We start from the raw sequence: 26,143 nt of genomic DNA on the forward strand, positions 1-26,143 counted from the left end.
CGATCGCCCCCCTCTGACGATTGTGTGCCGCGCTGGTACACGCAAGACGAGCCCCAAGCTGGTACACGCAAAGAGCGTGCAGCTCAGCCATTACACGTTCGCGGAACTCTGTGTCCGGAACTGTTCGATACGGCGCCGAAAATGGGACGAGCGCACACGAAAGCGTGCGTCCTAGCTCTCGTAGGGCAGGATTTCTGTCAGCTCGATCGTATAGGCGGTGTCGCCCAGATCATTGTCATGACGATCAGTGTGCATCACGCCTTTGACGTAGACCGGATCCCATAAGCCCTGAATTCGAATGGGCTCTTCAGCATGCACATAGACCAGCTGATTGGGCGGCGGCGGCGGCACGTGAATGCAGGCGCCCACATAGGGCACCAGCAAGAAGCGGCTGATTTCCTGCGACCCGGTAAAGTCAAACGGCAGCACATAGCCGCCCAGGCGCACGATCTGACCGTCCAGCGCGTCCACCGTGTTGAAGGTCTGCACCTGCGGCATCCGGTCGGCGCCGAAATGGTCCATGCCGTTCTGGATCGCCTGCATCTGTTGCAATTGGGCGATGCGCTCGGCTTCGCCTTCAGGCAACAGATCAGCCCAGGACAGGTCCAGGAATTGCGGGGTGGACTGCGCTTCGGCGCGGTCCATGGAAACGGCTGCGGTCGCGCCGGTCAGCGCGGCGCCAGCCAGAAAGGCGGAGAGAAGAAGTTTGCGCATCATGCCTCGCAAAATGCGCTCGCTGATCCTGAAGCGCAAGTTACGAGGCTGAAAAGAGTGCGCGTCTTAGTCCAGACGCAGAACGGGCCTGGCCGGGGTGAGGTCCTGCGCGGCGGCGCGTGCGCCGTCAAAGTACTGAACTTCCACCGTTTCAAACGGATTGAACGCCTCAAACAGGCCTGACAGGTCCACCTCTGTGAGGCGCTCGGGGCGGGCGCAATCAAACGTCCAGCTCACCACCACATCGGCATGGCCATGGTTCGTATGGTCGTCGTGACTGTGATCATCATGATCATCATGGTCATGGTGGTCATGGGGGGCTGATGCATCCTCATGCATGTGCTCATTATCAGCTTCATGATCATGCTCATGGTGATGATCGTTGGATGCTTCGGCGGGGCCGCCGCCGACTTGCGTCCCTGTGAGCGTGCATTGTGCGGCGCTGGACAGGGCGATCATGGAGGGGCTCGCCAGCGTGCGCGCCGCTTGCGCGACCACGGCCTGGTCCTCAGGGGTCTCGGGCGCGTGTTCGAAGACATAAAGATTGAACGCAGGCGTCGTCAGCTCGGCCAGCACGGCGCCGTCCGCATCTGCGGCGACCGCCAGCTGCGCCGCGCCATGCACGTGCGCGCCGAGCTGTCGCATCGGGTCCGCGCTTTGCGCCAGAGCGGTTGAAGACAGAAGGCAGGCGGTGAGGCAGGCGATACCCAAACGCATCAGCGGTCTCCTTGGGAATGAGAATATCGGAAGTCAGGCAGGATCGACGCCCCATGTCCATGGGAGTCATGAGAATGCCCGTCTGAATGACCCAGCGTCATAATGGCGGCGACGCCGGCGCCCGCGAAAACGGCGCTCAAGCCCTTGAGCCAGCCCGCTTGCGCGGTTTCCCCCAATAGGTGGGAGGCGCCCACCTGCAGCAGCAGACCCGCGACCACTGCGAACAGCATGCCCAGCAGAGCTGGGTCAACACTGAGGGCGAACGGGCCTGAAATGACCGCGGACAAAAGGGTGGTCGCGCCCGCCGCCAAAAACGCCAACACGGTGGCGGCGCGATCAGAGAAGCCGCCACGCTGAAGCAGCAAGAAGCAGATCAGCGTCTCCGGCATTTCGTGCAGGATCAGACCCGTCGCCGTGCTGATCGCCGTGTAGGGATCAATCGCGGAGGTGACGGCGTAGACGGTCCCGTCCAGGGTGGAATGCACGGCGATCGCCAGAACGGGCGCCAGCGCCCGCATGCGGCCGGCTGTGGTCTGCGTCTGCATGGTGGCGCCCACCAGAACATGCAGCACCAGCCCGAAGCCGAACCCGGCCAGCACCAGCCATCCTGCATAGGGATGCAAGACCAGCGCTTCGGGGATCAGCCGCACCAGCGCCAGCGTCACCACCACGCCGCCAGAGAAGGCGGCGAACAGGGGCGCATTGGCGCGCGTAAAGCCGCTGGCGCGATGCACGAGCATCAGCGCCAGGGCGCAGACAAGCGCGGCGGTCAGCCCAAGGCTGAGCGTGAGGAGATAGGCGGCAGACACGGAAGCGGGACACCTGAGTGTTATATTGTTTCACTCTGATAGCGGCTCCTGTTCACAGGGGCAAGCGTGCTGGGCTGTACGAACGCCCCTTGGGCAGGGCTGTGTGAATGCCCGTAGAGAAGGGGTGCAAGGTCTGGAAATGAAAACGCCGCCCTGACAGGGGGCGGCGTTTCAAAGTCTGGATTGATTGACAGCCTCAGCCCATCTCGCCGGGCGACATCTGGCTTTGCATATAGCGTTCTTCGCCCACTTTCTCGATCAGGCTGAGCTGGGTTTCGAGATAGTCGATATGCTCTTCTTCAGATTTCAGGATTTCATCAAACAGCTGACGGCTGCCGTAATCGCCGACCTGTTCGCAATACGCGATGGCGTCCTTGTAAACCGGATGCGCACGGCGCTCCGCCTCAAGGTCGCATTCCAGGCACTCCTTGAGGGTCTCGCCGATCAGCACCTTCCCCAGATCCTGAACATTGGGCAGGCCTTCCAGAAACAGGATGCGCTCGATCAGCGCATCGGCGTGTTTCATCTCGTCGATGGATTCTTCGTATTCGACCTTGGCGATCTTTGCGAAGCCCCAGTCTTTGAACATGCGCGCATGAAGGAAGTATTGGTTGACCGTTGTCAGTTCCAGGCGCAGCGCCTTGTTCAGGTGCTCGATAACCTTGGGATCGCCCTTCATGGCCGTCTCCATTGTGTTGAAAATCAAGACTTGAAACTAGCGAGTTTGGCCTGTGAGGGAAGGGGCTTGGGCCAATTATCTTCGTCACTGATACTGAGTTGCACCAAAGCCGTCGCTCTACCCAGGTGGTGTCAGCTTTTCTTCACGATGTCTCACCAATCTGATGGTCCGGGGTGCAAAATTCTGGCAGATTACCTCAAAATAAGAGGGTCATATATATGCCGAGACCGGCGGATGTTCTTGCCTCTATTAGAGAGCAGCTACGCGGCGCCAAAAGTGTCGCCTTGGGTCAGTTTCAGATCATTAATCTGGACTTGATTAAGAACGTGGCTGGGAATCGCTGGGAAGACCTCAAGACTAAAATTTTTGATGTCAGCGAAGCGTTTATCGCGCGACGCCTGCAACCCAGTGACGTGCTGTTCCGCTGCGATGAAGGCTTTCTGGTCATTTTTGACACGGAGCGGGCCAATGCGGCCGAAGCGCAAGCCGCCTGGATTTCCGAAGAGCTCAACCGGTTTTATGTGGGCGATGAGATTTTTCGCAAGCTGAAGGTCAGCTCTCGGGCGCTGAGGCTTGACCAGAGCGAACTCGCCGCCTTTTTCGCCGCCCAGGGCGTCAGTCAGGTTTCAGACACAAAGCCGGGCGTTTCAGAAGGACAGAAGGAAGAGCAAGCGCTTCATCCTGAAACCCTGCGCACTCGTGTAGCCTATGAGCCGGTCTATGACCTGACGCGCCAAGCCTTGATCTCGTCGTTTTGCCTGCCTGTCAGGAATGTCGGGGGCGTGCTTCGGTTCGGCCACCGGCATGAATACCCGTTTGAGGCGCATGTGACGGCGCAGCGCGACTTTGACGTCCAGATGCTGGTGCTTGACGCGCTGGAGGCGTGCTGGGCGAAAGGGCATTCCGCCGCCGTGTGCCTGACCCCGCATTACCGCACCCTGGTCGAGCCTCATGACAGACAGGAATACTATGCCCGCCTTCGCGCCTTGCCGGAGCATTTGCACAAGGCGGTGACCATCCGCATAGACGGCACGCCGGACGGCGCGCCCATCAGCCGACTACAGGAAATTACCGGCACGCTCAGAACCTTGAAGATCAAATGCCTGGTGCAGTGTCATACGCTGGAGTTCGAGATCGAGCGCTATGAGGGCTGCGGCGTGCAGGCCTTCGGCGGCGCGATGAAGGACCTCACGCGGGGCTCGCCCATCGGCTCGGATTTGCAAGACAAACTGGCGCAACTGGTCGCGCGCGCAGCGCGTCTGGGCGCTGACACCTATGCCGCCGCGGTGGCGAGACAGACCAGTTTCATGGTGCTTAGGGAGTTGGGCGTGCGATGGTATAGCGGACCGTTCATCGCGCCCATGCTGACGCGATTGCCGCTCGTGCAGCCTTTGTCGTTGTCCATGTTGTCTGAGCGTTCAGATACGCTTGAGCCTCAAGCCGCGCCGCTTCCAGCCGAATAAACGGCTCAGGCCGCCGCGCCAGCCGTTTCAGCCCGGTCATGACCCATCACGCGCGCCGCTTCTTCAAAGCACCGGCCGCATCGGGGCTTGGCGCCGCACGCCTTGAACGCACTCGGCACATCGCCGGCGCCGTTTTTGGCGGCGGCTTTGAATTGGGTGCATTTCAGCGCGTTGCAGAGGCAAACATACATGGAGCAGATCCGTGATGCGGGTTGCGAGTGTGTACGCAAATCATTCGCAACTAATATAGTCATTCTTGCGAATGAGTGTCAACGGCGATCTGGAGGGCGCGACTGCCAAAAGTTTAACAGGTGTAAACGCCCTTGTTTCACTGGATTCTGAAGCAAACCGTGTTTGATTGAACGGCCTCATGCTTGCGCTAACTGGCTTTCTCATGATGCAATGCAGCAAGAAAGTCCGAACAAAGAGCGTCACAAAGACGTCGCGGACAGCATGAGGAGACGGCTGTGCTGAAATTCACAAGCACGGACCAGCGCTATCCGGACAAACGGTCCGCAGACGAGCGCCGGACCGACTTTGACGAGATCTATACGCCTTTCAGCCTGGAGCAGGGTGAGGCGCAGGCCGAACGCTGTTCGCAATGCGGGGTGCCGTTCTGCCAATCGGGCTGCCCGCTGCACAATGACATTCCCGACTGGCTGATGCTGGTCGCCGAAGGGCGTCTGGAAGAGGCGTATGAGCGCTCCTCCGCCACCTCCGCCATGCCAGAGGTCTGTGGCCGGATCTGCCCGCAGGACCGGTTGTGTGAAGGCGCCTGCGTGATCGAGCAATCGGGCCATGGCGCGGTCACCATCGGCTCGGTGGAGACGTTCATCACCGAGACCGCCTGGAAAAACGGCTGGGTCAAACCGATCCGCCCGGCGCGCAAGACTGGTCTGTCCGTGGGCATTGTCGGCTCGGGTCCTGCGGGTTTGTCCGCCGCCGAGCGTCTGGCCCAGCATGGCCATGACGTGACGATCTATGAGCGTCAGGATCGCGCGGGCGGCTTGCTGATCTACGGCATTCCCAACTTCAAGCTCGACAAATCCGTGGTCGAGCGCCGCACCCAGCGCCTGGAAGAGGGCGGCGTGGTGTTCAAGCTCAGTTTCGAAGTGGGCCGGGACGCCAGCCTGACCGAACTTCGATCACGCCATGACGCGGTTTATGTGGCGGCGGGCGCTTATGCGGCGCGCGCCCTGACGTGTCCGGGCGGCGGCGGGCGCGGCCTGGTTCCGGCGCTCGACTATCTCACCGCCTCCAACAAGGCGGGGTTTGGCGATGAGGGCGGACAGGGCGGTCGCCTGAACGCCAGCGGCAAGCGCGTTCTGGTGATCGGCGGCGGGGACACCGCCATGGATTGCGTGCGCACCGCCATCCGTCAGGGGGCGGACAGCGTGGCGTGCCTGTACCGACGCGACCGCGTGAACATGCCCGGCTCGGCTCGTGAAGTGGTCCATGCCGAGGAAGAGGGCGCGATGTTTGACTGGCTCAGCGCTCCCGCCGCCATTCTCGGCGATGCCGAGACCGCCTCCGGCGTACGCATTCAGAAAATGACCCTCGGCGCGCCTGACGCCTCGGGCCGCCGTCGTCCGGTGGCGATGGCCGGTCAGGAAGAAGATCGCGCCGCCGACATGGTGATCGCGGCTTTGGGGTTCGAGCCGGAAAACTTCCCCCAGACTCTGGGCGCGGACGGGCTTGAGCTCAACCCGCGCGGGGCGATCCGCGTGACCGACCGCAGCCGCACCTCTCTGCCGGGCGTGTATGCGGGCGGCGACGCCGTGCGCGGCGCCTCCCTGGTGGTCTGGGCTGTGAAAGACGGCCTGGACGCCGCTGAGACCATCCACGCCGATCTGATGGCGGGCGCGCGCTCTGCGCAGGCGCAGCCGATTGCGGAGCCAGCCGAATGAGCCAGTTTGATTACCTCGCCGAACGCCAGCGCCTGATTGACGCCGGCGCATATGAGCTTGAGAGCGAGCGCTCCGCCTGCGGCGTCGGCCTGATCGCCGACATCAAGGGCGAGCCGCGGCGTGAAACCGTGGAGTTGGGTCTGAAAGCCCTGAAGGCGGTCTGGCACCGCGGCGCAGTGGACGCGGACGGCAAGACCGGCGACGGCGCCGGTCTGCGGCTTGGCATTGCGCAGGATTTCTTCAAGGCGGCGGTGGCCCGCACCGGGCATGAACCCAGCGATCACGCTATTGGCGTCGGCATGGTCTTCCTGCCGCGCACCGATTTTGGCGCCCAGGAAAAGGGCCGCACCATCGTCGAGACCGAAGTGCTGCGCGCGGGCTTGCGCCTGTTTGGCTGGCGTCAGGTGCCGGTGGACCCATCCTGTCTGGGGGCCAAGGCTGCGGCGACGCGTCCGGCGATTGAACAAATCCTGTTTGAAGACGCGACCGACCGGAACGCGGACGAGCTGGAACGCACGCTCTATCTGGTGCGCCGCCGTATCGAGCAACGCGCCCGCGCCGAGGCCGTGCCTGAGCTTTACGTCTGTTCGCTGTCCGCACGCGACGTGGTCTACAAAGGCATGTTCCTGGCCGAGGCCATCGACCAGTTCTATCCTGATCTGCGCGACGCCCGCTTCGTGTCGCCCTTTGCGATCTTCCATCAGCGCTATTCGACGAACACCTTCCCGGAATGGAAGCTGGCCCAGCCTTTCCGCATGCTCGCCCATAATGGCGAGATCAATACTCTGAAGGGCAATCGCAACTGGATGAAAAGCCATGAGATCCTCATGGCCCATTCCGCGTTCAAGGACGCCGAGGATGTTGTCCGTCCGGTGATCAGCCCCGGCGCGTCGGATTCCGCGGCGCTGGACGAGGTGTTTGAGATTCTGGTGCGGGCGGGTCGTTCTGCGCCCATGGCGAAAACGCTTCTGATCCCCGAAGCCTGGTCCAAGCGCGGCGAGATCATGCCCGGGTCCTGGCGCGGGCTGTACGAGTATTGCAACTCTGTGATGGAGCCCTGGGACGGGCCTGCCGCTGTGATCGCGTGCGACGGTCGCTGGGCGATTGCGGGGCTTGATCGCAACGGTCTGCGTCCGCTGCGCTGGAGCCTGTCTGAAGACGGACTTCTGACCGTCGGCTCTGAAACCGGCATGGCCGAGCTCGAACCGTCGCGCGTCATTGAACGCGGCGCCGTGGCGCCCGGGCGCCTGATCGCTGTGGATCTGGCCGAAGGCGGTTTCTTGCGCGAAACCGAAATGCTCGATCAGCTCGCCGCCAAGCATCCATATGAAGACTGGCTGAAAAACGTCCGCGAGATCGAGTCCGAAGTCGGGCCCGGTCCTGAGCCTCTCCTCTTTGAGGACGCCGAGCGCGCCCGACGCCAGGCCGCCGCCGGCATGACGATGGAAGAGATCGAGATCATCCTCTCGCCCATGGCCGAGGACGCCAAGGAAGCCATCGGATCCATGGGCGATGACAGCCCGCTGGCGGTGCTGTCCAATCGTTATCGCCCGATCAGCCATTATTTCCGGCAGAACTTCTCCCAGGTCACCAACCCGCCCATCGACCCGCTGCGCGAAGGCCGGGTGATGAGCCTGAAAACCCGGTTCAAGAACTTGGGCAACGTGCTCGAGGAGGACGCGGCGCAAACCGATGTCTTCGTGCTCAACTCTCCGGTTCTGACCAACGGCATGTATGATCGCCTGCGCGCCATTCTGGGCGAGGGGGTCGCGCTGATCGACGTCACTCTGCCGGCCGCTGACGCCACGGGTTCCGGCGCAGGGCTGCAAGCGGCGCTCGACCGCATTCGCGCCGAAGCCGAGGCGGCGGTCAGCGAAGGCGGCGCCCAGCACCTGATCCTGACCGATGAGCGGCAGAACGAGCGCTTTGCGCCCGTGCCCATGGCGCTGGCGGTGGGCGCTGTGCACACTCACCTCACACGCAAGGGCCTGCGCACCTATTGCTCGCTCAATGCCCGCACCTCTGAAGTCACCGACCCGCACGCCTTGGCGGTGCTGGTGGGCCTTGGGGCCACCACGGTGAACCCGTATCTGGCGTTTGAAACCGTGGCCGCGCGCACCGAGCGCACTCTGTCGGGGATGAGCCCTGAGCAGAAGGCGCGCAACATGAAGACCGCCTTTGATGCGGGGCTTCTCAAGATCATGTCCAAAATGGGCATTTCCGTCGTCAGCTCCTATCGCGGCGGGTGTAATTTCGAAGTGCTGGGCCTCAGCCGCGCCGTGGCGAGCGAATATCTGGGCGGGGTGACCAGCCGCATTTCCGGCATTGGTCTGGCGGGTCTGGAATCAAAGCTCGCAGAACTTCATCGCTGGGCCTGGCGTCATGACGACGCCGTGCGCCTGCCGGTGGGCGGGTTCTATCGCCAGCGCAGCTCGGGCGAGGCCCACGCGCTGGAGGCGACCTCGATCAGCCTGTTGCAAAAGGCTGTCCGCAACGAGGATTACGACGCCTACCGCGCCTATGTGGCGAAACTCAATCATGAGGACCAGCCCATCCAGCTGCGCGACCTGCTGGAGCCGCGGCCCGTGAGCACGCCTGTGGATTTGTCGCGCTGTGAAAGCGTGAACGAGATCCGCCAGCGCTTCGTCACGCCTGGCATGTCTCTCGGCGCCCTGAGCCAGGAAGCCCATGGCGCTTTGAACGTCGCCATGAACCGGATCGGCGCCAAGTCCGTCTCGGGCGAGGGCGGGGAAGACCCCGCGCGCTATCACCCGATGCCCAATGGCGACAACATGAACTCGGCGGTCAAACAGGTCGCGTCGGGCCGGTTCGGCGTCACGGCGGAATATCTCAACCAGTGCCGCGAAATCGAGATCAAGGTCGCCCAGGGCGCCAAGCCCGGCGAGGGCGGGCAATTGCCCGGCTTCAAGGTCACCGGTTTCATCGCCAAGATGCGACATGCGACGCCGGGCGCGACCCTGATCAGCCCGCCGCCGCACCATGACATCTATTCGATCGAAGACCTCGCCCAGCTGATCTACGACCTCAAGCAGATCAACCCCATTGCGCGCGTGTGCGTGAAGCTCGTCTCGGCGGCGGGCGTGGGCGCGGTGGCGGCGGGCGTGGCGAAAGCTCATGCCGACATTATCCTGATTTCCGGCAGCGTCGGGGGCACGGGCGCCAGCCCGCAAACCTCGATCAAGTTCGCCGGCGCGCCTTTGGAGCTGGGGCTGTCTGAAGCCCATCAGGTTTTGTCGCTCAATGGCTTGCGCGAGCGGGTCACCTTGCGCGCGGATGGCGGCATCCGCACCGGGCGCGACGTGGTGATCGCCGCCATGCTGGGCGCGGAAGAGTTCGGGGTGGGCACCACCTCGCTCGTGGCGCTGGGCTGTCTGATGGTGCGCCAGTGCCATTCCAACACCTGCCCGGTGGGCGTGTGCACCCAGGATGAAGAGCTGAGAAAGCGCTTCTCCGGGCTCGCCGACCACGTGGTCAATCTGATGACCTTCATCGCCCGCGACACCCGCGAGATTCTCGCGGGCCTCGGGGCTGAGCGTCTGGAAGACGTGATCGGCCGGGCGGATTTGCTCGATCAGGTCAGCCGCGGCGCGGATCATCTTGATGATCTTGATCTCAATCCGCTTCTGGTGCGCGTGGACCCGCAGGCGCGGCCGCCGCGCTCGACCCGCACCCAGCGCAACCCGGTCGCTCCGGCGCTGGATGAGCAGATCCTGAAAGACGCCGAGCCGGTCTTCTCACGGCGTGAGAAGATGCAGCTTGTCTATGACGTGAAGAATACCGACCGCGCCGTGGGCGCGCGGGTGTCGTCTGAAATCGTGCGCACCTTTGGTCCGGACGGGCTCGAAGACGGCCAGCTCACCCTGCGCCTGCGCGGCTCGGCGGGGCAAAGCCTCGGCGCGTTCTCGGCCACGGGCTTGCGGATCGAGCTTGAAGGCGACGCCAATGATTATGTGGGCAAGGGCCTGTCGGGCGCCACGATCGCCATCCGCCCCTTTGGCGGCTGCAAGGAGCATCGCCCCGGCGACGCCATCATCGGCAACACCGTGCTGTATGGCGCCACGTCAGGCCGCGTGTTCGCCGCGGGCGGGGCGGGCCAGCGCTTTGCGGTGCGAAACTCCGGCGCGACCGTGGTGGTCGAAGGCTGCGGCGCCAATGGCTGTGAATACATGACCGGCGGCGTTGCGGTGATTCTGGGTAAGGTCGGGGACAATTTCGCCGCCGGCATGACCGGCGGGGAAGCCTTTGTGCTCGATGAAGCCAACCGGCTGGAGCCGCGTCTCAACCCTGAAAGCGTCGGTGTTCACGTGCTGGCGGGCGAGGCCGAGGCCCGCTGCCGCGCCCTGATCGAGGATCATTACGCCGCCACCGGCAGCCTGCACGCCGCCGCGATCCTCAATGACTGGGAGACCCGCAAAACCGCCATCCGCCACATCGTCCCCTTTCCGCCGGCGACCGGCATGGAAGCGCAGGAGAAGCGCGCTTAGGCGGGGTCAGCGTCCCGCCGCACGGCGCCAGGGGCGTGACCGAACTGGCGTTTGAAGGCGCGGCTGAACGCGGCTTCAGAGCTGTAGCCCGCAGCTTCGGCGATCTCGATCATCGGGGTGCGTGTGTCTGACAGGGCGCGATGGGCCAGATGCAGCCGCCATTGGGTGAGATAGCTGATGGCGGATTGGCCCAGTTGTTCGGTGAAACGCGCGGCGAAGATCGAGCGCGACAGCCCGGCTTCGCGCGCGAGCGCCTCTAATGTCCAGTCACGTTGCGGCTGGTCATGAAGCGCGGTGAGGGCGCGGCCCAGATGCGGATCGCGCAGGGCGGCCAGCCAGCCGGTCTGCGCGCGGGTTTCAGTCGCGAGCCAGCTGCGGACCAGCTGGATCACCAGCACATCGGTCAGGCGCGTGATCACCGCTTCGCCGCCCGGTGAGAGCTGTTCGGATTCCCGCGCGATGATCGCCAGCGTGGAGGTGATCCAGCTGTCTTCCGCCTCCGCGCCTCTTGAGACGATCAGCCTGGGCAGATGCGCCATCAATTGCGCGCCCAGAACCTGATCAAAGCGCACCACGCCATAAGTGATGCGCGCACGCGGGCCGGGGCCGTCCAGCGTCAGGGTCTCATACCTCTGGCTCAGCGGCGTCACGTCCAGCTTGTCCAGCGGGACCCTGTCAGCCTCAGGATCGCTGAAAAGGTCATGGCGCACGCCGTTGGGAATAAGCGCCAGATCGCCTGCTTTCAGCAGAACAGGCGCTTCGCCGTCCAGCTGCAGCTGACAAGCGCCGTCGAGGACGATGGCGATCAGAGACAAGCCCTCAAACGCGGGCAGGGCGATGCCCCAGGGCGCCGCCATGTCGGTCTGGCAATACAAGGTCCCCGTCAGCTTCAGCTGATCAAGCAGAGCCGTCAGCGGATCGGGTCGGGGGCGAGGGTCTGTGTTGGGCGTGCTCATGAAAACCCCGGACGGAGGGTCAATTTTCTCGGATGGACGAGCATGGCCTGTTCGCAACGGCGAATGCAATCTCCACCCGGCTTTTGGACAGGAGAAACGCCATGAACACACACGGGATTATTCGCGCACTGCTCGGGATCAACGGCGTCGTGCTGACAGGGGTCGGAGCCATGCTGATCTCCGACCCGCACGCCATGTTTGCGCTGAACGGGGTGACGCTCAGTTCCGATCCCAATTTGCTCAGCGAATTGCGCGCGCCGGGCGGCGGCTTGGCCCTGGGCGGCGGTTTTGTGCTGGCATCAGCCGCCTTGGGGCTCTGGACGAGAGCGGCGAGCGGAGTGAGCGCCCTCATTCTGCTCGGCTGGGCGCTGGGGCGCTTGGTCTCTATCGCCATTGACGGCATGCCCGATGCCAGCTTGCTCGCTGCTTTCGGGATCGAACTGGTCCTGGGCTTCGCCAGCGTCTGGGCGATGGGAGCGCTATCGGAGTCCTCCACACTGGAAGCGGGGCTTAAACCCGCCTAGGCTTCGGTCATGACACGCCTTTTGCAGACCCCTTACTGGCTGGCGGCGGCTTTGCTCGTCATCGGTCTCGCCTGGACCGCCTCGGCGGGCCTTCTGGTGACCACGCACTGGAGCGCGCTGCTCGGGCCCTATGTCGGCACGGCAGCGCTGATCGGGGTCGGTTTCATCAATCGTGAGCGCTGGCGTGCAGCGCCCACCCTCTGGCGAACGCGCACGAGCCTCGCCGCGCTCGGGGCAGCACTGGTCAGCGGCGTCATCGCCGCCTTGCTCTTTGGCCCCGCCGTGATCGGCATCGGCCTGCAACTGGGCGGTCTGGTCGGCTTTGTGGGCTTGGCGGTGATGGCGCGAAAGCTGCCGGGCGCAAGCTGAAGCGGTTCTGACCGGAGCCCCACACCCCTGATCTTACCAATGTTTCATTGGCTTTAGCTGAGCCTGTCCGCTCTGCTGACGGTTGCACCCGCGACACTTGAACAGCATCGGACTACCCCATGACTTTGAGCGCTCTGGCTTTGACCTTCGCCCTGCAGGCGTGCGCCGCCACTGACTGCGACGCGCCCTGGCCCGCGCCCATGCGTCAGGCCGAAGGCGCCACACTGTCTTCGTCCTATCAGCCGGACGCGCGCATTGAGTTGCCCGAGACCGCGGTCTATGCGGGCGGGCGCCGCTGGGCGCTCTATGATGTCGTGGATGCAGAGATGCACCTGTTTGTGGAAGCGGGAGAGGACCGGATCGTGGATCGGCTCTACTGGATCCAGTTTGAGGCCTATCTGCCGAACCGGCCCGAGGCGAGCTATGACTTTCACCTCTCGGATCTGGAAACGCGCACGCTTGGCGAGGCCGAATTCTTCGTTCGGGCCCGTTTCGGAGAGGGCGCGAGCGATGCGCCCGAGCCCGGCTCGGATAACGCCATGATGCGCGCCGTGCTGGCCGAGGCGGGCTACACCCTGCCGGCGGAAACCATTAACGCGACGATGAAGCATCTGCTGGACCCCGACACCGCGCGGGAAGAGCTGATGATCATTTATATCGAGGATCTGGAGCCCACGGGCTCGACCATGGCCGAGATCATCGAAACCCGCCTTGAGGGACCGCTCTGGGCCGGGCTCTCCCAAGGCGTGCTCGATCGCGCCCAGGAGCGGATCGCGGTGCGCTCGACCGAGTAGGACGGGGCGCGGGCGTTTCGTTCGTTTTCCCCATCTGCGACCAACGCCTCATCTGGCGCGGGTCGGCGACACGTTCTAAGCTCGCCCCATGTTGCAACGTATCAATCATCCCCTGGTCTGGGGCGTTCTGATGATGCTGGCGGGCGCGGGCGGGCTTGTGGCCCAGGGCGCGCTCGCGGGCGCGGGTTTGCCGGCCTATCTGGCGCTGGGCCTTGCTCTCGTGGTGTTGCCGGTTCTGACCTGGACCTCGCGGGCGCGCTGGCGCGGCGCGGAAGACCGCGCGCTGGGCCGGATCGTGGTTCTGGCGCTGGCGGTGTACGGGTTGGTCATGGCCGTGATGGCGCTGGTCGTCGGGCAGGTGGGCTATGCGCCCTTCGCCGGGCTCTTTGTGGGCGGGGCGGTGATGCTGCTGGGGCTGCACTATGTGGCGCTGACCGCGCCGCGCACGGCTTAGGCGGTCGCCAGCATGGCCGGGCCTGACATGCAGATGCGCCAGATCGAGCTGGCCGACCGGGCGCTGATGTACACGCTCAAACGCTCGGCCCGGCGCAAGACGATCGGTCTGAAAGTCAGCGAGGACGGCCTGACGGTGACTTTGCCCGTACGCGTGAGCGTGCGCGAGGCGGACGCCGTCGTGCGCGAGAAAGCCTCCTGGGTGATCGACCGGCTGGAGCGACGGCAAGCGCGCACGCCGCCGGCGCTGAAAGGCGTGGACGGCGAAATGATCGGTTGGCTGGGCGAGGAGTTGCGCCTGACCGTGCGTCCCCATGACAAGGCGCGCAGCACGGTGATGCGCGAGGCGGAGGCGGTGGTCGTCTGCGTGGACCGCCATCTCGACCCTGCCGGAAGCCGCAAGGCGGTGCTGGCCGCACTGAAACGCTGGCGCAAGCGTGAGGCGCTCGATCTGATGACGCCCAAGCTTGAGGCCTATGCCGAGGCGCTGGGCGCGAAACGCCCGCGTGTCAGCGTGCGCGAGCAAAAGGCGCGCTGGGGGTCGTGTTCGTCTGACGGCTCGATCCGCATGAACGCACGCCTGATCGCCTATCCTGAAAGTCTGGTTGATTATGTCTGCGCGCACGAGGCGTGCCATCTTCTGGTGATGGATCACTCGCCACGCTTTCATCGCTTGCTCGATGAGTTGATGCCGGATCAGCGGCGACGTCAGCGCGCCTTGCGCGATACGCGGCCCGCGGGCGGGGCGTTTTAGTCGCCCTATCCGGGTTGGCGTGATTTTGTCCGTGCAATTCTTCGCTTCGCCACAGCTGCGCCCCATTGACGCCCTGTGGGGCGGGCGGAGTAGGCTGCATGTTGCAGTACAGCAGGGCGATTTGACCGATGTCCCACGACGAAGAATTTTACCGCGAGCGGCGTTTGCCGCCTTATGTGTTCGCGGAAGTGAACCGGATGAAGCAGGCCTATCGCTCCGAAGGCCGTGACGTCATTGATTTCGGCATGGGCAATCCTGACCTTGCCCCCGCACCGCACATCATCGCCAAGCTCGCCGAAGTCGCCGCGGATCCGCGCGCGCACCGCTATTCCGCCAGCCAGGGCGTACCGTCGCTTCGCAAGGCGCTGGCGCGCTATTATGAGCGCCGGTTCGATGTGGGGCTGAACCCCGACACTGAAGTGTGCGTGACCTTGGGCTCAAAGGAAGGCCTTGCGAACCTGGCCCAGGCGATCACCGCGCCGGGCGATGTGATCCTGGTGCCCGATCCCTCCTATCCGATCCACATGTTCGGCTTCCTGATCGCGGGCGCCGCCGTTCGTCCGGTGGGCTTCAAGGATCCTGAGGATTTCTTGCGCGAGGCGGTGCATGCCTGCCGCCGCTCGATTCCCGCGCCGTCGGCGCTGGTGCTGAACTTCCCGTCCAACCCGACCGCGCAGGTGGTCGATCTGGATTTTTACAAGGAAGCGGTGCGGATCGCGAAAGAGAACGATCTCGTTCTCATCTCCGACCTTGCCTATTCCGAGATCTATTTTGACGGCAATCCGCCGCCCTCCATCCTCGAGGTCGAGGGCGCCAAGGATGTGGCGGTGGAGTTCACCTCCATGTCCAAAACCTATTCCATGCCGGGCTGGCGGATGGGCTTTGCGGCGGGCTCGGCGCGTCTGGTGGATGCGCTCAAGCGGGTGAAATCCTATCTTGATTATGGCGCGTTCACGCCGATCCAGATCGCGGCGGTGGCGGCGCTCGACGGGCCGCAGGACCATGTGGCGCAAGCGCGCGAGACCTACAAGAAACGCCGGGACGTGCTGGTGGAGAGCTTTGGCCGCGCCGGGTTCCATATCCCGAGTCCCCCCGCGACCATGTTCGCCTGGGCGCCGATCCCTGAGCCCTTCGCGCATCTGGGCTCGGTGGAGTTCGCCAAGAAGCTGCTGGAAGAGACCGATGTGGCGGTGGCGCCGGGGCTGGGATTCGGCGAGCGCGGCGACACCCATGTGCGCCTGGCCGTGGTGGAGAACGAGCAACGTATCCGCCAGGCCGCCCGCGCCCTGAAAGGCTTTTTCGCCAAGGGCTAACGCCTTGATTGGAAACAGGGTGAACGCAGCATTTACCCTGTTTCTTTTCAATGTTTTAATAGGGGTAAGCGAAGTCTGGATCCGTTTTGCGCAAGGGCGCGAATAAGGGTCTGGACATGCGCTCGCTTCTGGCGAAATTTTTCAGCGATGCACGCGGTAATGTGGCGATGATGTTCGCCATGCTGCTGGCCCCGATGGTGGTCAGCGTCGGCGGGGCGCTGGACTATTCACGCACCTTCACCATCGGCTCTGAAATCCAGTCGGCCATGGACGCCGGCACTCTGGCGGCGGCGTCGCTGACCCAGGGCGAAGACCCTGAAACGGTCGTGCGCAATTACATCACCGCCGCCCTGTCAGAACATAACGGCGTGCTGGAGCGGTTGAATGTTCAGGTCAGCTCGGACACGGCGATCAATTCACGCGAGGTGACCGCCGACGCCGTGATCAGCGTGCCGACCTTGATGCTGGGCCTGATCGGTTATGACGCGCTGACGCTGAACCGCACCTCGGAAGCCAATGAACGGGTGCGCAATCTGGAGATTTCGCTGGTGCTTGATATTTCGGGCTCCATGGGCGGCTCCAAGATTTCCGCTTTGCGCGACGCTGCCGAAGAGTTTGTCCTGTTGATGATGGACCCTGATCTGGACGGTCTGACCAGCCTGTCCGTGATCCCCTATAATGGCGGGGTGCGTCTGCCGGCGACAGTCACCAATGACCTTTTGCCGGGCACGCCCAATGATAGCGGCTGCATCGAGCTGGGGGTCACAGACCCGGTCGAGATGGAGTTGGCGTCTGATGGTTATGACTGGCTGGACTGGCAGGATCGAGACCAGCGCGGCTGGCGGTCGTCTTCATTCTGCCCGGATCAATCTGAGGCCACGGTGTTTTTAGAGCAGACCCGTTCGGTCTTGCTGGATCTGATCGAAGGGCTCAGTGCAGGCGGGAACACCGGACTTGATCTGGCGACGGCCTGGGGCGCGCGGGCGCTCGATCCGGTCTGGCGCGGGCGTCTGGGCGGAGATTTTTCGGATCGTCCGGCCGCCTATGACGATACATCCACAATGAAAGTTCTGGTGGTGATGACGGACGGCGCCGCCACCGCCCAGTATCGGCGGGCGCAAAACTGGCAAGGCGACTGGTACACTTACGAACTTTACAGCGCCGCTACGGCGCGCGCGAACATGGAAGCGGCGTGTGACGACGCGGAAACCGCGGGCGTGCACATTTACACCATCGCCTTTCAGGTTTCAGGCTCCACCAACCGCACCTTGATGCGCGAATGCGCCAGCAAGACCGAGAACTATTACCAGGTCGAGAGCCTGGACATTTCCTCCGCCTTTAACGCCATTGCAGCGGACCTCAACAGCCTGCGTCTGGCGCGCTAGAGTTGTTAATCTTTCATAAACCATTGTTTTAACTGGTTTTTGGTCTGTTTGTTGCAAGCTCCACCTTCGCATGTTCCGGCTTGGAACGGTTTTGGCGAAGGCGTTCAGATGCAGGCGCTCCTGAGTTTTCTTTCTGGCTGGTCTTCGGACCGCCGCGGCAATGTGGCCATCATCATGGCGCTGTGCTCGGGCGTTCTTGTGACGGCAGTGGGCGGCGCGCTCGATTTTTCACGTAGCGCCACGGTCAGCTCTGAACTGCAAAGCGCTTTGGATTCCGGCGCCTTGGCGGCGGCGTCCCTGACCCAGGATCGCGCCCCTGCTGATGTGGTGCGCGCCTATGTGGAAGCCGCGCTGGAAGATCATCCGCAATTGCTGGCGAGCCTTCAGCTGGATGTGAACGCGGACATCTCGCTCAATTCACGCATCGTGACCGCGACCGCCAGCGTTTCCATGCCGACCACCATACTGGGCCTGGTCGGCATCAACTCTCTCACTCTGGAACACTTCTCCGAAGCCATCGAACAGGTGCGCGATGTGGAGATTTCCCTGGTGCTCGACGTGTCGGGCTCCATGGGCGGCAGCAAGATCAATGCGCTGATCGATGCGGCGAACGAGTTTGTGGAAATTGTGCTGGCGGCAGATGCGGCGGAACGCACGTCGATCTCTGTCATCCCCTATAATGGCGGCGTGCGGACGCCGAGCGATGTGAATGACGATCTGATTGACGGGCGCAATAATGAGCGACGCCGGTCAGGCTGTGTCGATATGGGAACAGATTATCCGATCGAGATGGAGCTGCCTTACCGGCAGATGGCGTACACGGAGTACAATGGCGATATCCAGTGGAACAATAATCACTCGTCGTTCTGCCCGCGCAGCAATATGGAATCTGAATTCCTCTCCCAGAATGAGGGGCGTTTGCGCGGCCTGATCAACTCCCTGCGCGCCAGCGGCAATACCGGTCTCGACGTGGCGACAATGTGGGGCGCTCGGGCGCTGGACCCGTCCTGGCGCGGGCAACTGGGCGGTAGTTTCTCCGATCGTCCAGCCTCCTATGCGGATCGTGATACGATCAAGATCCTCGTCGTGATGACCGACGGTGAGGCCACGGCGCAATACCGGACCGAAGAGTATACCTATTACGACTGGCGGGGCCGTCGCCGGACCGGCACGCGCAGTTATGAGATTTATTCGGCGCGTCAGGCGCGTGAGAACATGGCCGAGGCTTGTGACGTCGCCGAAGAGAACGGCGTGCAGATCTACACCATCGCGTTCCAACTGAGCGGCGACACCAATCGCGATCTGATGCGCAACTGCGCCAACAAGCCCCAGAACTATTATCAGGTGGAAAATCTCGACATCGCCGAGGCGTTTTCCTCCATCGCCGCCGACATCAATCGCCTGCGCCTGACCCGTTAAGAGACAAGAAAAGAAGGGGGCTTGAATATCCCTTGTTTCCTTGCGGTTGAAAAACATGGCGTCTCAGACTTCATTGTGTCCTGAAATTCACAATGGAGTCACAGATGGCGGATTCGCAGCCTCAAACCCCTGAAGCGCCCAAGCGCAACGCGTTCACACGCTTCCTTGATGCTGTGGAATGGCTGGGCAATCTGTTGCCGCACCCGGTGACCCTGTTCGCCTTGCTGGCGGCGGGCATCGTCCTTCTCTCGGGCGTGTTCGGCTGGATGGGCGTGGCGGTCGAGGATCCACGTCCTGCAGGGTCTCGAGGCGTCGCCGAGGACGGCATGATCCGGGCGGTCAGCCTGATGAATGGCGATGGTGTCCGGCGTATTTTCACCAGCCTGACCGAGAACTTCACCAGCTTCGCTCCGCTTGGCGTGGTGCTGGTGGCGATGCTGGGCGTTGGCGTCGCGGAAAAGTCCGGCCTTCTGTCCGCCGCCGTGCGCGCCATGGTGCTGGGCGCGCCGCGCCATGTGGTGACAGTGGCGGTTGTGTTCGCCGGCATCGTTTCAAACACCGCTTCCGAAGTGGGGTATGTGGTGCTGATCCCGCTGGCTGGCGCGATCTTCTACGCGCTGGGGCGTCACCCGCTGGCGGGCATGGCGGCGGCGTTCGCCGGGGTGTCAGGGGGCTATAGCGCGAACCTGCTTATCGGGACGGTCGATCCGCTCCTGGCGGGCATTACCGAAGAAGCCGCGCAACTGGTTGACCCGGCCTATACGGTGAATGCGACGGCGAACTGGTTTTTCATGATCGCGTCCACCTTCCTGATCACGATTGTAGGCTCGCTGGTGTCGATCTTCGTCGTCGAGCCCAAGCTCGGCGCTTATAATCCCGAGCGTGCCGATCCGACGATCCTGAACAAGTCCATGATGGAGCCTCTGGCCAAGCCGGAGAGAAAAGGGCTCGGCGCTGCGGGGCTCGCCTTCCTGGCCGTACTGGCGGTCATGGCCTACACGCTGCTGCCCGATGTACGCTTTCCCGCCTGGATGCCCTTGCTAGCCGGCGGATCAGTCCCGGAGACTCTGCCCGGTTGGGGGGTGTTGCGCGACCCCGACACCGGCAGCGTCATGCGGTCGCCGTTCTTTTCCGGCTTCGTCGTCTGGATCCTGATCTTCTTCATCGCCGTGGGCTACGCCTATGGCCGTGTCGCAGGCACCATGAAGACCGATCGCGACATCATCGACGCCATGGCCGCGGCGTTGGCGTCCTTGGGGCTCTACATCGTCCTGGTGTTCTTTGCGGCCCAGTTCGTGGCCTTTTTCGGCTGGACCAATCTGGGCGCCATCACCGCGGTGACGGGCGCAAACTTCCTGCAAGAGACCGGCATGACCGGGCCGGCCCTGTTCTTCTTCTTCATTCTGATGTGTGCGGTGATCAATCTGTCTCTGGGCTCGGCTTCGGCCCAATGGGCGGTGACGGCGCCCATTTTCGTGCCCATGCTGATGCTGATCGGATATTCGCCGGAGGTGATCCAGGCGGCCTACCGGATCGGGGACAGCTCCACGAACATCATCACGCCCATGATGAGCTATTTCGGCCTCATCCTGGCCTGGGCCACGCGCTATGACAAAAATCTGGGCGTTGGCACGTTGATCGCGATGATGCTGCCCTATTCGATCTTCTTCTTGCTGACCTGGTCGGGTTTCTTCTTCACCTGGGCCTTCGTGCTGGACCTGCCGGTCGGCCCGGGTTCGCCAACGCTGTATCCGGCGCAGTAAGACACTGGCGGACACAAAAAAGCCGGGCGGAGGACCGCCCGGCTTTCTGCTGTCGGCGTCTAGGGTTGCCTACTCATCCATCATCGCATCGCGGATGGCGCGGAACTCGTTGTCCTCATACCAGTTCGGCCAGTCCTCAGAGTCCGTGAGGCGGCGCGAGACGCGGTAGACCAGCTCGGTGGATTGCACGAAACCGCCCATATCCCAGTTGGGATCAAACTCGTCAGCCGGCTTGTGATAGGCCTGCAGGCGGTACGCCGCTTCGATCTGTGCGCCATATTCGGCGCCGCCTTCTTCAGCGACAGAGCCGGAATCCGCATACAGCATCGGCACGCCGCGACGGGCGAGCGTGACATGGTCGGAACGGTAGAAATAGCCCGCTTCCGGGTTCGGATCGGGGCTGAGATACATGCCGTCCGCTTCCGCTTCTGTGCGCAGCAGGTCTTCAAGTTCGGACGCGCCATAACCGATCACCACGATGTCTTCCGTACGGCCGATCGGCAGGATGCCGTCAAAGTTGAAACCGCCCACGGTCTGATCCAGCGGGACCAGCGGGTTCTGGGCGTAGTATTCCGATCCCAGAAGGCCCTGCTCCTCAGCGGTGACCGCGACAAAGATCACGGACCGCTCAGGCGGCGTGTCCGATTTGGCGTAGGCTTCCGCCAGTTCCAGCATGGCGGTGACGCCGGTGGCGTTGTCGATGGCGCCGTTATAGATCTGGTCGTCGCCGGAGAAGTTCAGGCGCACGCCGATATGGTCCCAATGGGCCATGAACAGCACGTATTCGTCCGGACGTTCGGATCCCTCGACCTGCCCGGCCACATTATTGGAGGTCAGGGTGCGCAGGGAGTTCGTGAGCGAGGCGCTCATCGTCGCCCGGCCCATATCCACCGGCGTGAAATCCGGGCTGACAGCGGCGTCGCTGAGCTCCGCAAAATCGAGATCGAGCGCTGAGAACAGCTCGACGGCCTTGTCCTCGGTGATCCAGGCCTGAACGTCGGCGCGTTCCTGACCGGCGGAGGAGGCCAGGGTGAACTGCGGCCCGGTCCAGCTTGATTGCACGGTGCCCCAGGGATAGGCGGCCGGGGCGGTCTGGTGGACGATGATCGCGCCTTCGGCGCCCTGGCGGGCGGCTTCCTCGTATTTATACGTCCAGCGGCCATAATAGGTCATGGCCGAGCCGTTGAACCAGCCGGCGTCCGGATCGGCGAAGCCCGGATCGTTGATCAGGATGACCACCGTCTTGCCGGTGACGTCCACGCCTTCATAGTCGTTCCAGCCATATTCGGGCGCGACCACGCCATAGCCCACGAACACCAGCTCGGACGCGTCCAGACTGACCTGTTCTTCAGGGTTCTGGGACCAGAACACCACGTCCACATTGGTCTGAAGCCCCATGGCCTCGCCATCCACAGTGATGTCAAAGCTCGACGCGCTTTCATCCAGGGTGGATTCAATCAGCGGGACAGGCTGGAACCAGCCGTCCGTACCTGCGGGTTCAAGGCCGACGGCGTCCATTTCCTCGGCGATCCAGGTCGCCGCCTGCTCGCCATGTTCGGACGCCGGGCCGCGCCCTTCAAACCGGTCATCGGCGAGCGCGCTGATCCGATAAGCGAAATCCGCTTCGGTGATGGCCGCATCGCTCGCCTGATGTGCCGGGTAGGCGCTGCTGGCTTGCGTTTCAGCGGGCGCGGCTTCGCTTTGCTCATCTGTTGCCGGCGCGTTGGCGGGCTGGCTGCAGGCGGTCAGCGCCAGCGCGGCCAAGCTCGACGTTATTAAGTAACGTAACATGGTGACTCCCCACATGAAATTCTCTGCGTTGCATCGTGCATTGATCCCATACGCGTGCAAGCCCGGCATGACGAGGTCTCGACAGGACGCGTCAAAGGATGCGAGGATTAAGTGAACGCCGTTCACTTGTCCGTTTCAGAGGCGAGGGCGGATCGGGACCGCAGACCCGGTCACAGGGGAGGAGACAGCGCGCTATGGACATAGCTGCGTTAGACGCCGTGCAGATTGAGCTGGCGCCCGGATCGCAAGTGATCTTGCCGATGCTGCTGGCCGTTTTGATGTTCGCGGTTGCGCTGAACGTGCATGTGGCGGACTTCGCCATGGTCAAACAGCGCCCCGTCAGGTTTCTGGGCGCCGCGGCGGCGCAAATTCTGGGGTTGCCGCTCGCGACGCTTGGACTTCTCTATGTATTGAACCCGCCCCCCTCCATCGCGCTTGGGATGATCGTGGTGGCGTGTTGCCCGGGCGGCAATGTCTCCAATTTCTTCACCCATCTGTCGCGGGGCGACACCGCGCTTTCAGTCTCGCTGACGGCGACCTCCAGCCTCGCCGCCGCGCTTCTGACGCCGATCTCGATCCTGTTTTGGACCTCGCTTTACGCGCCCGCTGACGCGCTGGTGGATGCGATCGAGGTGTCGCCTATTCCCTTCGTGCTGCAGATGACTGTGTTGCTGGCCGTGCCCCTGGCGGTTGGGATGGGCATTGCGCACCGCTATCCGCGTCTGGCTCACTGGCTGCGCCCGGTCTTTCTGGCTGCAGGCCTGTTCGGGCTGGCGGTGATGGTTGTGGGCGGGGTCGCCTCCAACTGGGCTTTGTTCACCGCGACGGCGGGAACCGTGCTGGTGATCGCGATGATCCACAACGCCGTCGCGTTCGGCGTCGGGACGCTGTCGGCGCGCGCTCTGCAGTATGACGTGGCGGGACGTCGCTCGGTGACCTTCGAAGTGGGTATCCAGAACACCGGGCTCGGCCTTGTGATCCTGCTCGGCCAGTTTGAAGGCGTGGGCGGGGCGGCGGCCATCACCGCGCTCTGGGCGGTCTGGCATTTGTTCAGCGGCGGCATGCTCGCCGGGTTTTATCGCGGGCTCGATGCGGTCCGCGCACAGAAGAGCGCCCGAACGGCGCCTTGAAACAATGATTTCTACGGGAGGCTTCCATGGCGACTTATGATCTGAAAATCACCGGCGGCATGATCCATGAGGGCGAGGGCGGCTCACCTTATATTGGCGATGTCGGGATCAAGGCGGGCCGTATCGTTGCGGTGGGCGAGGCGCCGGGCGACGCCGACGAGGTGATCGACGCCCAGGGCTGCATCATCACGCCGGGCTTTATCGACGTGCACACCCATTATGATGGCCAGGCCACCTGGGACGACCGCATGGAGCCGTCGATCAAGCATGGCGTGACCACCGCCGTCATGGGCAATTGCGGCGTCGGTTTCGCGCCCGTGCGCGAAAGCGACCATGAGCGCCTGATCAAGCTGATGGAGGGGGTGGAGGACATTCCCGGCACTGCGCTCGCCGAAGGGCTGAGCTGGGATTGGGAGAGCTTCCCCGATTATCTCGACGCGCTGGAGAAGACCCCGCGCACCCTCGATGTGGCGGCCATGGTCGGCCATGATCCGCTCAGGGTTTATGTGATGGATCAGCGCGCCAGCTTTGACCAGCAGGCCAATGACGAGGAAATCGCGAAAATGCGCGACCTCGTCTCTGAAGCGCTGGACGCCGGCGCCATCGGCTTCGCCACCGGACGGTCAGATCTGCACCGCACCGCAGATGGCGACTGGACCCCGGCCAGCGAGGCCACCACCAAGGAACTCACCGGCATCGCCAGCGCCTTCAAGGGCCGCGACCATGGCGTCATCCAGGCCGTCTCCGACTTTGACCTTGAGCGCGACCAGTCGCGGTTCGAGGAGGAGTGGAAAGTGGTCGAGGAGTATGTCCGCGCCGCCGGCGGTCGCCCCTTCTCCATGTCCCTGATGCAGCGCGACTTCGCGCCGGATCAATGGCGTAAAATCCTCAAAGGGCTCGAGGCGCTGGATGAAGAAGGCTACACCGTGCGCGCCCAGGTCGCCCCGCGCGCCATCGGCGTCTTCCTCGGGCTGCAATGCACCTTCCATCCCTTCATGGGCTTCCCGGCCTATAAGGAGATCGCCGATCTGCCGCTCGATGAGCGCGTGGCGGTGATGAAGACCGACGCCTTCCGCAAGAAGATCCTCAGCCAGAAATCAGACAAGCTCGCCGGTCCCGGCAGCTCGATCCCGCCCATCGCCGATCTTCTGATCGAAAACATGGAGATGGTGGCGGGCAAGCTCTTCACCCTGTCGGAAAACCCCGATTACGAGCAGCCGCCTGAGAACGCCATCGGCGCCAAGGCCGAAGCGCGCGGCGTGTCGGTGTGGGAGGAGCTGTTCGACACGGTGATCGCCCGCGACGGCCGCGAGCTGATCTATCTGCCGATCTATAACTATACCGAGCTGAGCTATGACAATGTGCTGACCATGATGCAGCACCCGCTCGCCATTCCGGGCCTGTCTGATGGCGGCGCTCATGTGGGCACGGTCTGTGACGCCAGCTTCCCCAGCTATCTGTTGAGCTACTGGACCCGCGACCGGACCCGTGGGCCGCGTATTGCGCCCGAACGCGCGGTGCAGATGCTGACCGGCGACATCGCCGATTATCTGGGCCTGTCAGACCGCGGCCGGATCAAGCCGGGGATGAAGGCCGACCTCAACGTCATCGACTACCAAAAGCTACGCCTGCACCCGCCGCGCCTGGTCAAAGACCTGCCCGCGGGCGGCCAGCGCCTTCTGCAGGACGCTGAAGGCTATCGCGCGACAATTGTCTCCGGTGAAGTCGTTGTGCGGGATGATCAGGTGACGGAGGCTCGGCCCGGGCGTCTGGTCCGCGCCGGGCGACAGGAAGCGCTGGCGGCGGAGTAGAGAAGTGAATCCCCGGCCAAGCGCAGCGCAGAGCCGGGGCCTCCATCAGGATGTGGCGCTTTTTGTGGAGCGAGGTCCCGGGGCTTCGCTGACGCTCCCCCAGGAGTTCACTCGCTCTGTCTCAGCCCCTAACGCACATAGCTTGCGCCATTGACGTCAAAGGTCGCGCCGGTGGCGCTTTTGCACGCGCCGGACAGCAGGAAGGCGCAGAGGCGGCCCAGCTCATCCGGGCTCGCCATATCGCCATAGGGGACTTCTGAGAGGGCGGCCTTGCGGTCGTCTGGGGCTTGCGGCGCCATTTCCGTGTCGATCCAGCCTGGCGAGATGGCGTAAGCGAGCAGCCCCCGGCCAGAATAGGCGCGCGCCAGCGTCTTGATCATCGCGATCAGCCCGGCTTTTGACGCGGCGTAGGCGGGATGGTCCGCATCGTCGCCACGATGCGCGGCGCGAGAGCTGATCGCCACCAGCGATCCGCCCTGCGCGCTGTCCACCCAATCCTGCGCCGCGCACCGGGCGAGATCGGCGCAACTTTGCAGATTGATCTGAAGCGTGCGCGCCCAGTTCTGCCGCCAGATGTCGGCGGGGTCGTGGACGTTGGACGCTTCAAAAACGCCGTGATTGAGCACCAGGCCGTGGATCGGGCCGCCAGCGAGGGATTTCGCCTCGTTCCAGGCGGGTTCGGCGGCGTCCGGGGCTGAGAAATCGGCCTGCACCAGACCGATGGCCTGATCGCCCAGCTCGCTGGCCATGGCCTTGGCGGCTTCGGTGTTGCGGGCATAGCCCAGGATCACCTTGCCGCCGGCTTCGGCGATCTGGCGGGCGATGCCGGCGCCGGCGCCGCGGGAGGCGCCGGTGACGAAAAGGGTCTGGTTCTCAAGGCTGATCAT

The 26,143-nt window shown here is 63.4% G+C and carries 22 protein-coding genes; 14 read left to right on the top strand and 8 right to left on the bottom strand.

Going from position 1 to position 26,143, the window contains the following annotated elements:
- Positions 1–171: 171 nt before the first annotated feature.
- The 4 genes from G405_RS0109815 to bfr all read right to left on the bottom strand — a co-directional run bounded on the left by G405_RS0109815 (position 172) and on the right by bfr (position 2,919).
- Positions 172–714 carry a DUF3299 domain-containing protein gene (locus G405_RS0109815; protein WP_233346021.1) on the bottom strand — a complete coding sequence of 181 codons (543 nt, stop codon included), beginning with the start codon at positions 712–714 and terminating at the stop codon, positions 172–174.
- Positions 715–780: 66 nt separating this feature from the next.
- A complete protein-coding gene (locus tag G405_RS15665) occupies positions 781–1,431 on the bottom strand; it encodes a ZrgA family zinc uptake protein (RefSeq protein ID WP_022701344.1) in 651 nt (216 codons plus the stop codon).
- Positions 1,431–2,240, bottom strand: coding sequence for a ZIP family metal transporter (locus G405_RS16585; RefSeq protein ID WP_022701345.1), 810 nt, complete (start codon positions 2,238–2,240; stop codon positions 1,431–1,433). The genes G405_RS15665 and G405_RS16585 overlap by 1 nt, the downstream gene beginning before the upstream one ends.
- A 196-nt stretch (positions 2,241–2,436) precedes the next feature.
- Positions 2,437–2,919 (bottom strand): bacterioferritin, encoded by a 483-nt coding sequence (bfr, locus tag G405_RS0109830; RefSeq protein WP_028284717.1) that lies wholly within the window; start codon positions 2,917–2,919, stop codon positions 2,437–2,439.
- A gap of 326 nt (positions 2,920–3,245) precedes the next feature.
- Between bfr and G405_RS0109835 the strand changes: the two genes are divergently transcribed.
- Positions 3,246–4,382 carry a hypothetical protein gene (locus G405_RS0109835; protein WP_156861458.1) on the top strand — a complete coding sequence of 379 codons (1,137 nt, stop codon included), beginning with the start codon at positions 3,246–3,248 and terminating at the stop codon, positions 4,380–4,382.
- 5 nt (positions 4,383–4,387) lie between these two features.
- On the opposite strand, the gene G405_RS0109840 is transcribed toward G405_RS0109835, so the two are convergent.
- The gene (locus G405_RS0109840) at positions 4,388–4,573 is read right to left on the bottom strand and encodes a (2Fe-2S)-binding protein (protein WP_022701348.1); all 186 of its coding nucleotides are present in this window, start codon (positions 4,571–4,573) and stop codon (positions 4,388–4,390) included.
- A gap of 276 nt (positions 4,574–4,849) precedes the next feature.
- Between G405_RS0109840 and G405_RS0109845 the strand changes: the two genes are divergently transcribed.
- Positions 4,850–6,289, top strand: a complete 1,440-nt coding sequence (locus G405_RS0109845) for an NAD(P)-dependent oxidoreductase (protein WP_022701349.1) — start codon at positions 4,850–4,852, stop codon at positions 6,287–6,289.
- A complete protein-coding gene (gene gltB / locus G405_RS0109850; RefSeq protein ID WP_022701350.1) occupies positions 6,286–10,794 on the top strand; it encodes a glutamate synthase large subunit in 4,509 nt (1,502 codons plus the stop codon). Before G405_RS0109845 ends, gltB begins: the two co-directional genes overlap by 4 nt.
- Here the strand turns inward: gltB and G405_RS0109855 are convergent.
- Positions 10,791–11,750, bottom strand: coding sequence for an AraC family transcriptional regulator (locus G405_RS0109855; protein ID WP_022701351.1), 960 nt, complete (start codon positions 11,748–11,750; stop codon positions 10,791–10,793). The two genes, gltB and G405_RS0109855, sit on opposite strands and share 4 nt — an antisense overlap.
- A gap of 101 nt (positions 11,751–11,851) precedes the next feature.
- Here G405_RS0109855 and G405_RS15675 point away from each other — a divergent pair, with 101 nt between their 5' ends.
- From G405_RS15675 to G405_RS0109900, 9 genes are all read left to right on the top strand, one after another.
- Positions 11,852–12,274, top strand: coding sequence for a DUF4345 domain-containing protein (locus tag G405_RS15675; protein ID WP_169447515.1), 423 nt, complete (start codon positions 11,852–11,854; stop codon positions 12,272–12,274).
- A 9-nt stretch (positions 12,275–12,283) separates the two neighbouring features.
- Positions 12,284–12,643: a hypothetical protein gene (locus G405_RS0109865; RefSeq protein WP_022701353.1), complete on the top strand. Its 360-nt coding sequence runs from the start codon at positions 12,284–12,286 to the stop codon at positions 12,641–12,643.
- 119 nt (positions 12,644–12,762) lie between these two features.
- Complete coding sequence (locus tag G405_RS0109870; RefSeq protein WP_022701354.1) at positions 12,763–13,437, top strand: hypothetical protein; 675 nt, start codon at positions 12,763–12,765, stop codon at positions 13,435–13,437.
- A gap of 88 nt (positions 13,438–13,525) precedes the next feature.
- On the top strand, positions 13,526–13,891 hold the full coding sequence (locus tag G405_RS0109875) for a hypothetical protein (protein ID WP_022701355.1): 366 nt from the start codon (positions 13,526–13,528) through the stop codon (positions 13,889–13,891).
- 12 nt (positions 13,892–13,903) lie between these two features.
- Complete coding sequence (locus G405_RS0109880; RefSeq protein WP_022701356.1) at positions 13,904–14,644, top strand: M48 family metallopeptidase; 741 nt, start codon at positions 13,904–13,906, stop codon at positions 14,642–14,644.
- A 128-nt stretch (positions 14,645–14,772) separates the two neighbouring features.
- Entirely contained in the window at positions 14,773–15,957 is a 1,185-nt protein-coding gene (locus G405_RS0109885) for an LL-diaminopimelate aminotransferase (RefSeq protein ID WP_022701357.1), read from the top strand.
- Positions 15,958–16,073: 116 nt separating this feature from the next.
- Entirely contained in the window at positions 16,074–17,342 is a 1,269-nt protein-coding gene (locus G405_RS0109890) for a pilus assembly protein (RefSeq protein ID WP_022701358.1), read from the top strand.
- Between the two features lie 108 nt (positions 17,343–17,450).
- On the top strand, positions 17,451–18,761 hold the full coding sequence (locus tag G405_RS0109895) for a TadE/TadG family type IV pilus assembly protein (RefSeq protein WP_022701359.1): 1,311 nt from the start codon (positions 17,451–17,453) through the stop codon (positions 18,759–18,761).
- Between the two features lie 104 nt (positions 18,762–18,865).
- Entirely contained in the window at positions 18,866–20,524 is a 1,659-nt protein-coding gene (locus tag G405_RS0109900) for an AbgT family transporter (RefSeq protein ID WP_022701360.1), read from the top strand.
- Between the two features lie 69 nt (positions 20,525–20,593).
- On the opposite strand, the gene G405_RS0109905 is transcribed toward G405_RS0109900, so the two are convergent.
- Positions 20,594–22,315, bottom strand: coding sequence for a M28 family metallopeptidase (locus tag G405_RS0109905; protein WP_022701361.1), 1,722 nt, complete (start codon positions 22,313–22,315; stop codon positions 20,594–20,596).
- A 194-nt stretch (positions 22,316–22,509) separates the two neighbouring features.
- Here G405_RS0109905 and G405_RS0109910 point away from each other — a divergent pair, with 194 nt between their 5' ends.
- A complete protein-coding gene (locus tag G405_RS0109910; RefSeq protein WP_022701362.1) occupies positions 22,510–23,445 on the top strand; it encodes a bile acid:sodium symporter family protein in 936 nt (311 codons plus the stop codon).
- A gap of 26 nt (positions 23,446–23,471) precedes the next feature.
- Complete coding sequence (locus tag G405_RS0109915; RefSeq protein WP_022701363.1) at positions 23,472–25,256, top strand: N-acyl-D-amino-acid deacylase family protein; 1,785 nt, start codon at positions 23,472–23,474, stop codon at positions 25,254–25,256.
- Between the two features lie 128 nt (positions 25,257–25,384).
- Here G405_RS0109915 and G405_RS0109920 read toward each other — a convergent pair whose 3' ends face one another.
- Entirely contained in the window at positions 25,385–26,143 is a 759-nt protein-coding gene (locus tag G405_RS0109920) for an SDR family NAD(P)-dependent oxidoreductase (RefSeq protein WP_022701364.1), read from the bottom strand.

Origin of the sequence: Oceanicaulis alexandrii DSM 11625, from assembly GCF_000420265.1 — a bacterium.
In the GTDB taxonomy this organism is placed as follows: domain Bacteria; phylum Pseudomonadota; class Alphaproteobacteria; order Caulobacterales; family Maricaulaceae; genus Oceanicaulis; species Oceanicaulis alexandrii.

Coding starts and splice junctions, on each gene's coding strand:
- G405_RS0109815 (WP_233346021.1), bottom strand. CDS start 714: ATGCGCAAACTTCTTCTCTCCGCCTTTCTGGCTGGCGCCGCGCTGACC.
- G405_RS15665 (WP_022701344.1), bottom strand. CDS start 1,431: ATGCGTTTGGGTATCGCCTGCCTCACCGCCTGCCTTCTGTCTTCAACC.
- bfr (WP_028284717.1), bottom strand. CDS start 2,919: ATGAAGGGCGATCCCAAGGTTATCGAGCACCTGAACAAGGCGCTGCGC.
- G405_RS0109840 (WP_022701348.1), bottom strand. CDS start 4,573: ATGTATGTTTGCCTCTGCAACGCGCTGAAATGCACCCAATTCAAAGCC.
- gltB (WP_022701350.1), top strand. CDS start 6,286: ATGAGCCAGTTTGATTACCTCGCCGAACGCCAGCGCCTGATTGACGCC.
- G405_RS0109855 (WP_022701351.1), bottom strand. CDS start 11,750: ATGAGCACGCCCAACACAGACCCTCGCCCCCGACCCGATCCGCTGACG.
- G405_RS15675 (WP_169447515.1), top strand. CDS start 11,852: ATGAACACACACGGGATTATTCGCGCACTGCTCGGGATCAACGGCGTC.
- G405_RS0109865 (WP_022701353.1), top strand. CDS start 12,284: ATGACACGCCTTTTGCAGACCCCTTACTGGCTGGCGGCGGCTTTGCTC.
- G405_RS0109870 (WP_022701354.1), top strand. CDS start 12,763: ATGACTTTGAGCGCTCTGGCTTTGACCTTCGCCCTGCAGGCGTGCGCC.
- G405_RS0109875 (WP_022701355.1), top strand. CDS start 13,526: ATGTTGCAACGTATCAATCATCCCCTGGTCTGGGGCGTTCTGATGATG.
- G405_RS0109880 (WP_022701356.1), top strand. CDS start 13,904: ATGGCCGGGCCTGACATGCAGATGCGCCAGATCGAGCTGGCCGACCGG.
- G405_RS0109885 (WP_022701357.1), top strand. CDS start 14,773: ATGTCCCACGACGAAGAATTTTACCGCGAGCGGCGTTTGCCGCCTTAT.
- G405_RS0109890 (WP_022701358.1), top strand. CDS start 16,074: ATGCGCTCGCTTCTGGCGAAATTTTTCAGCGATGCACGCGGTAATGTG.
- G405_RS0109895 (WP_022701359.1), top strand. CDS start 17,451: ATGCAGGCGCTCCTGAGTTTTCTTTCTGGCTGGTCTTCGGACCGCCGC.
- G405_RS0109900 (WP_022701360.1), top strand. CDS start 18,866: ATGGCGGATTCGCAGCCTCAAACCCCTGAAGCGCCCAAGCGCAACGCG.
- G405_RS0109905 (WP_022701361.1), bottom strand. CDS start 22,315: ATGTTACGTTACTTAATAACGTCGAGCTTGGCCGCGCTGGCGCTGACC.
- G405_RS0109910 (WP_022701362.1), top strand. CDS start 22,510: ATGGACATAGCTGCGTTAGACGCCGTGCAGATTGAGCTGGCGCCCGGA.
- G405_RS0109915 (WP_022701363.1), top strand. CDS start 23,472: ATGGCGACTTATGATCTGAAAATCACCGGCGGCATGATCCATGAGGGC.
- G405_RS0109920 (WP_022701364.1), bottom strand. CDS start 26,143: ATGATCAGCCTTGAGAACCAGACCCTTTTCGTCACCGGCGCCTCCCGC.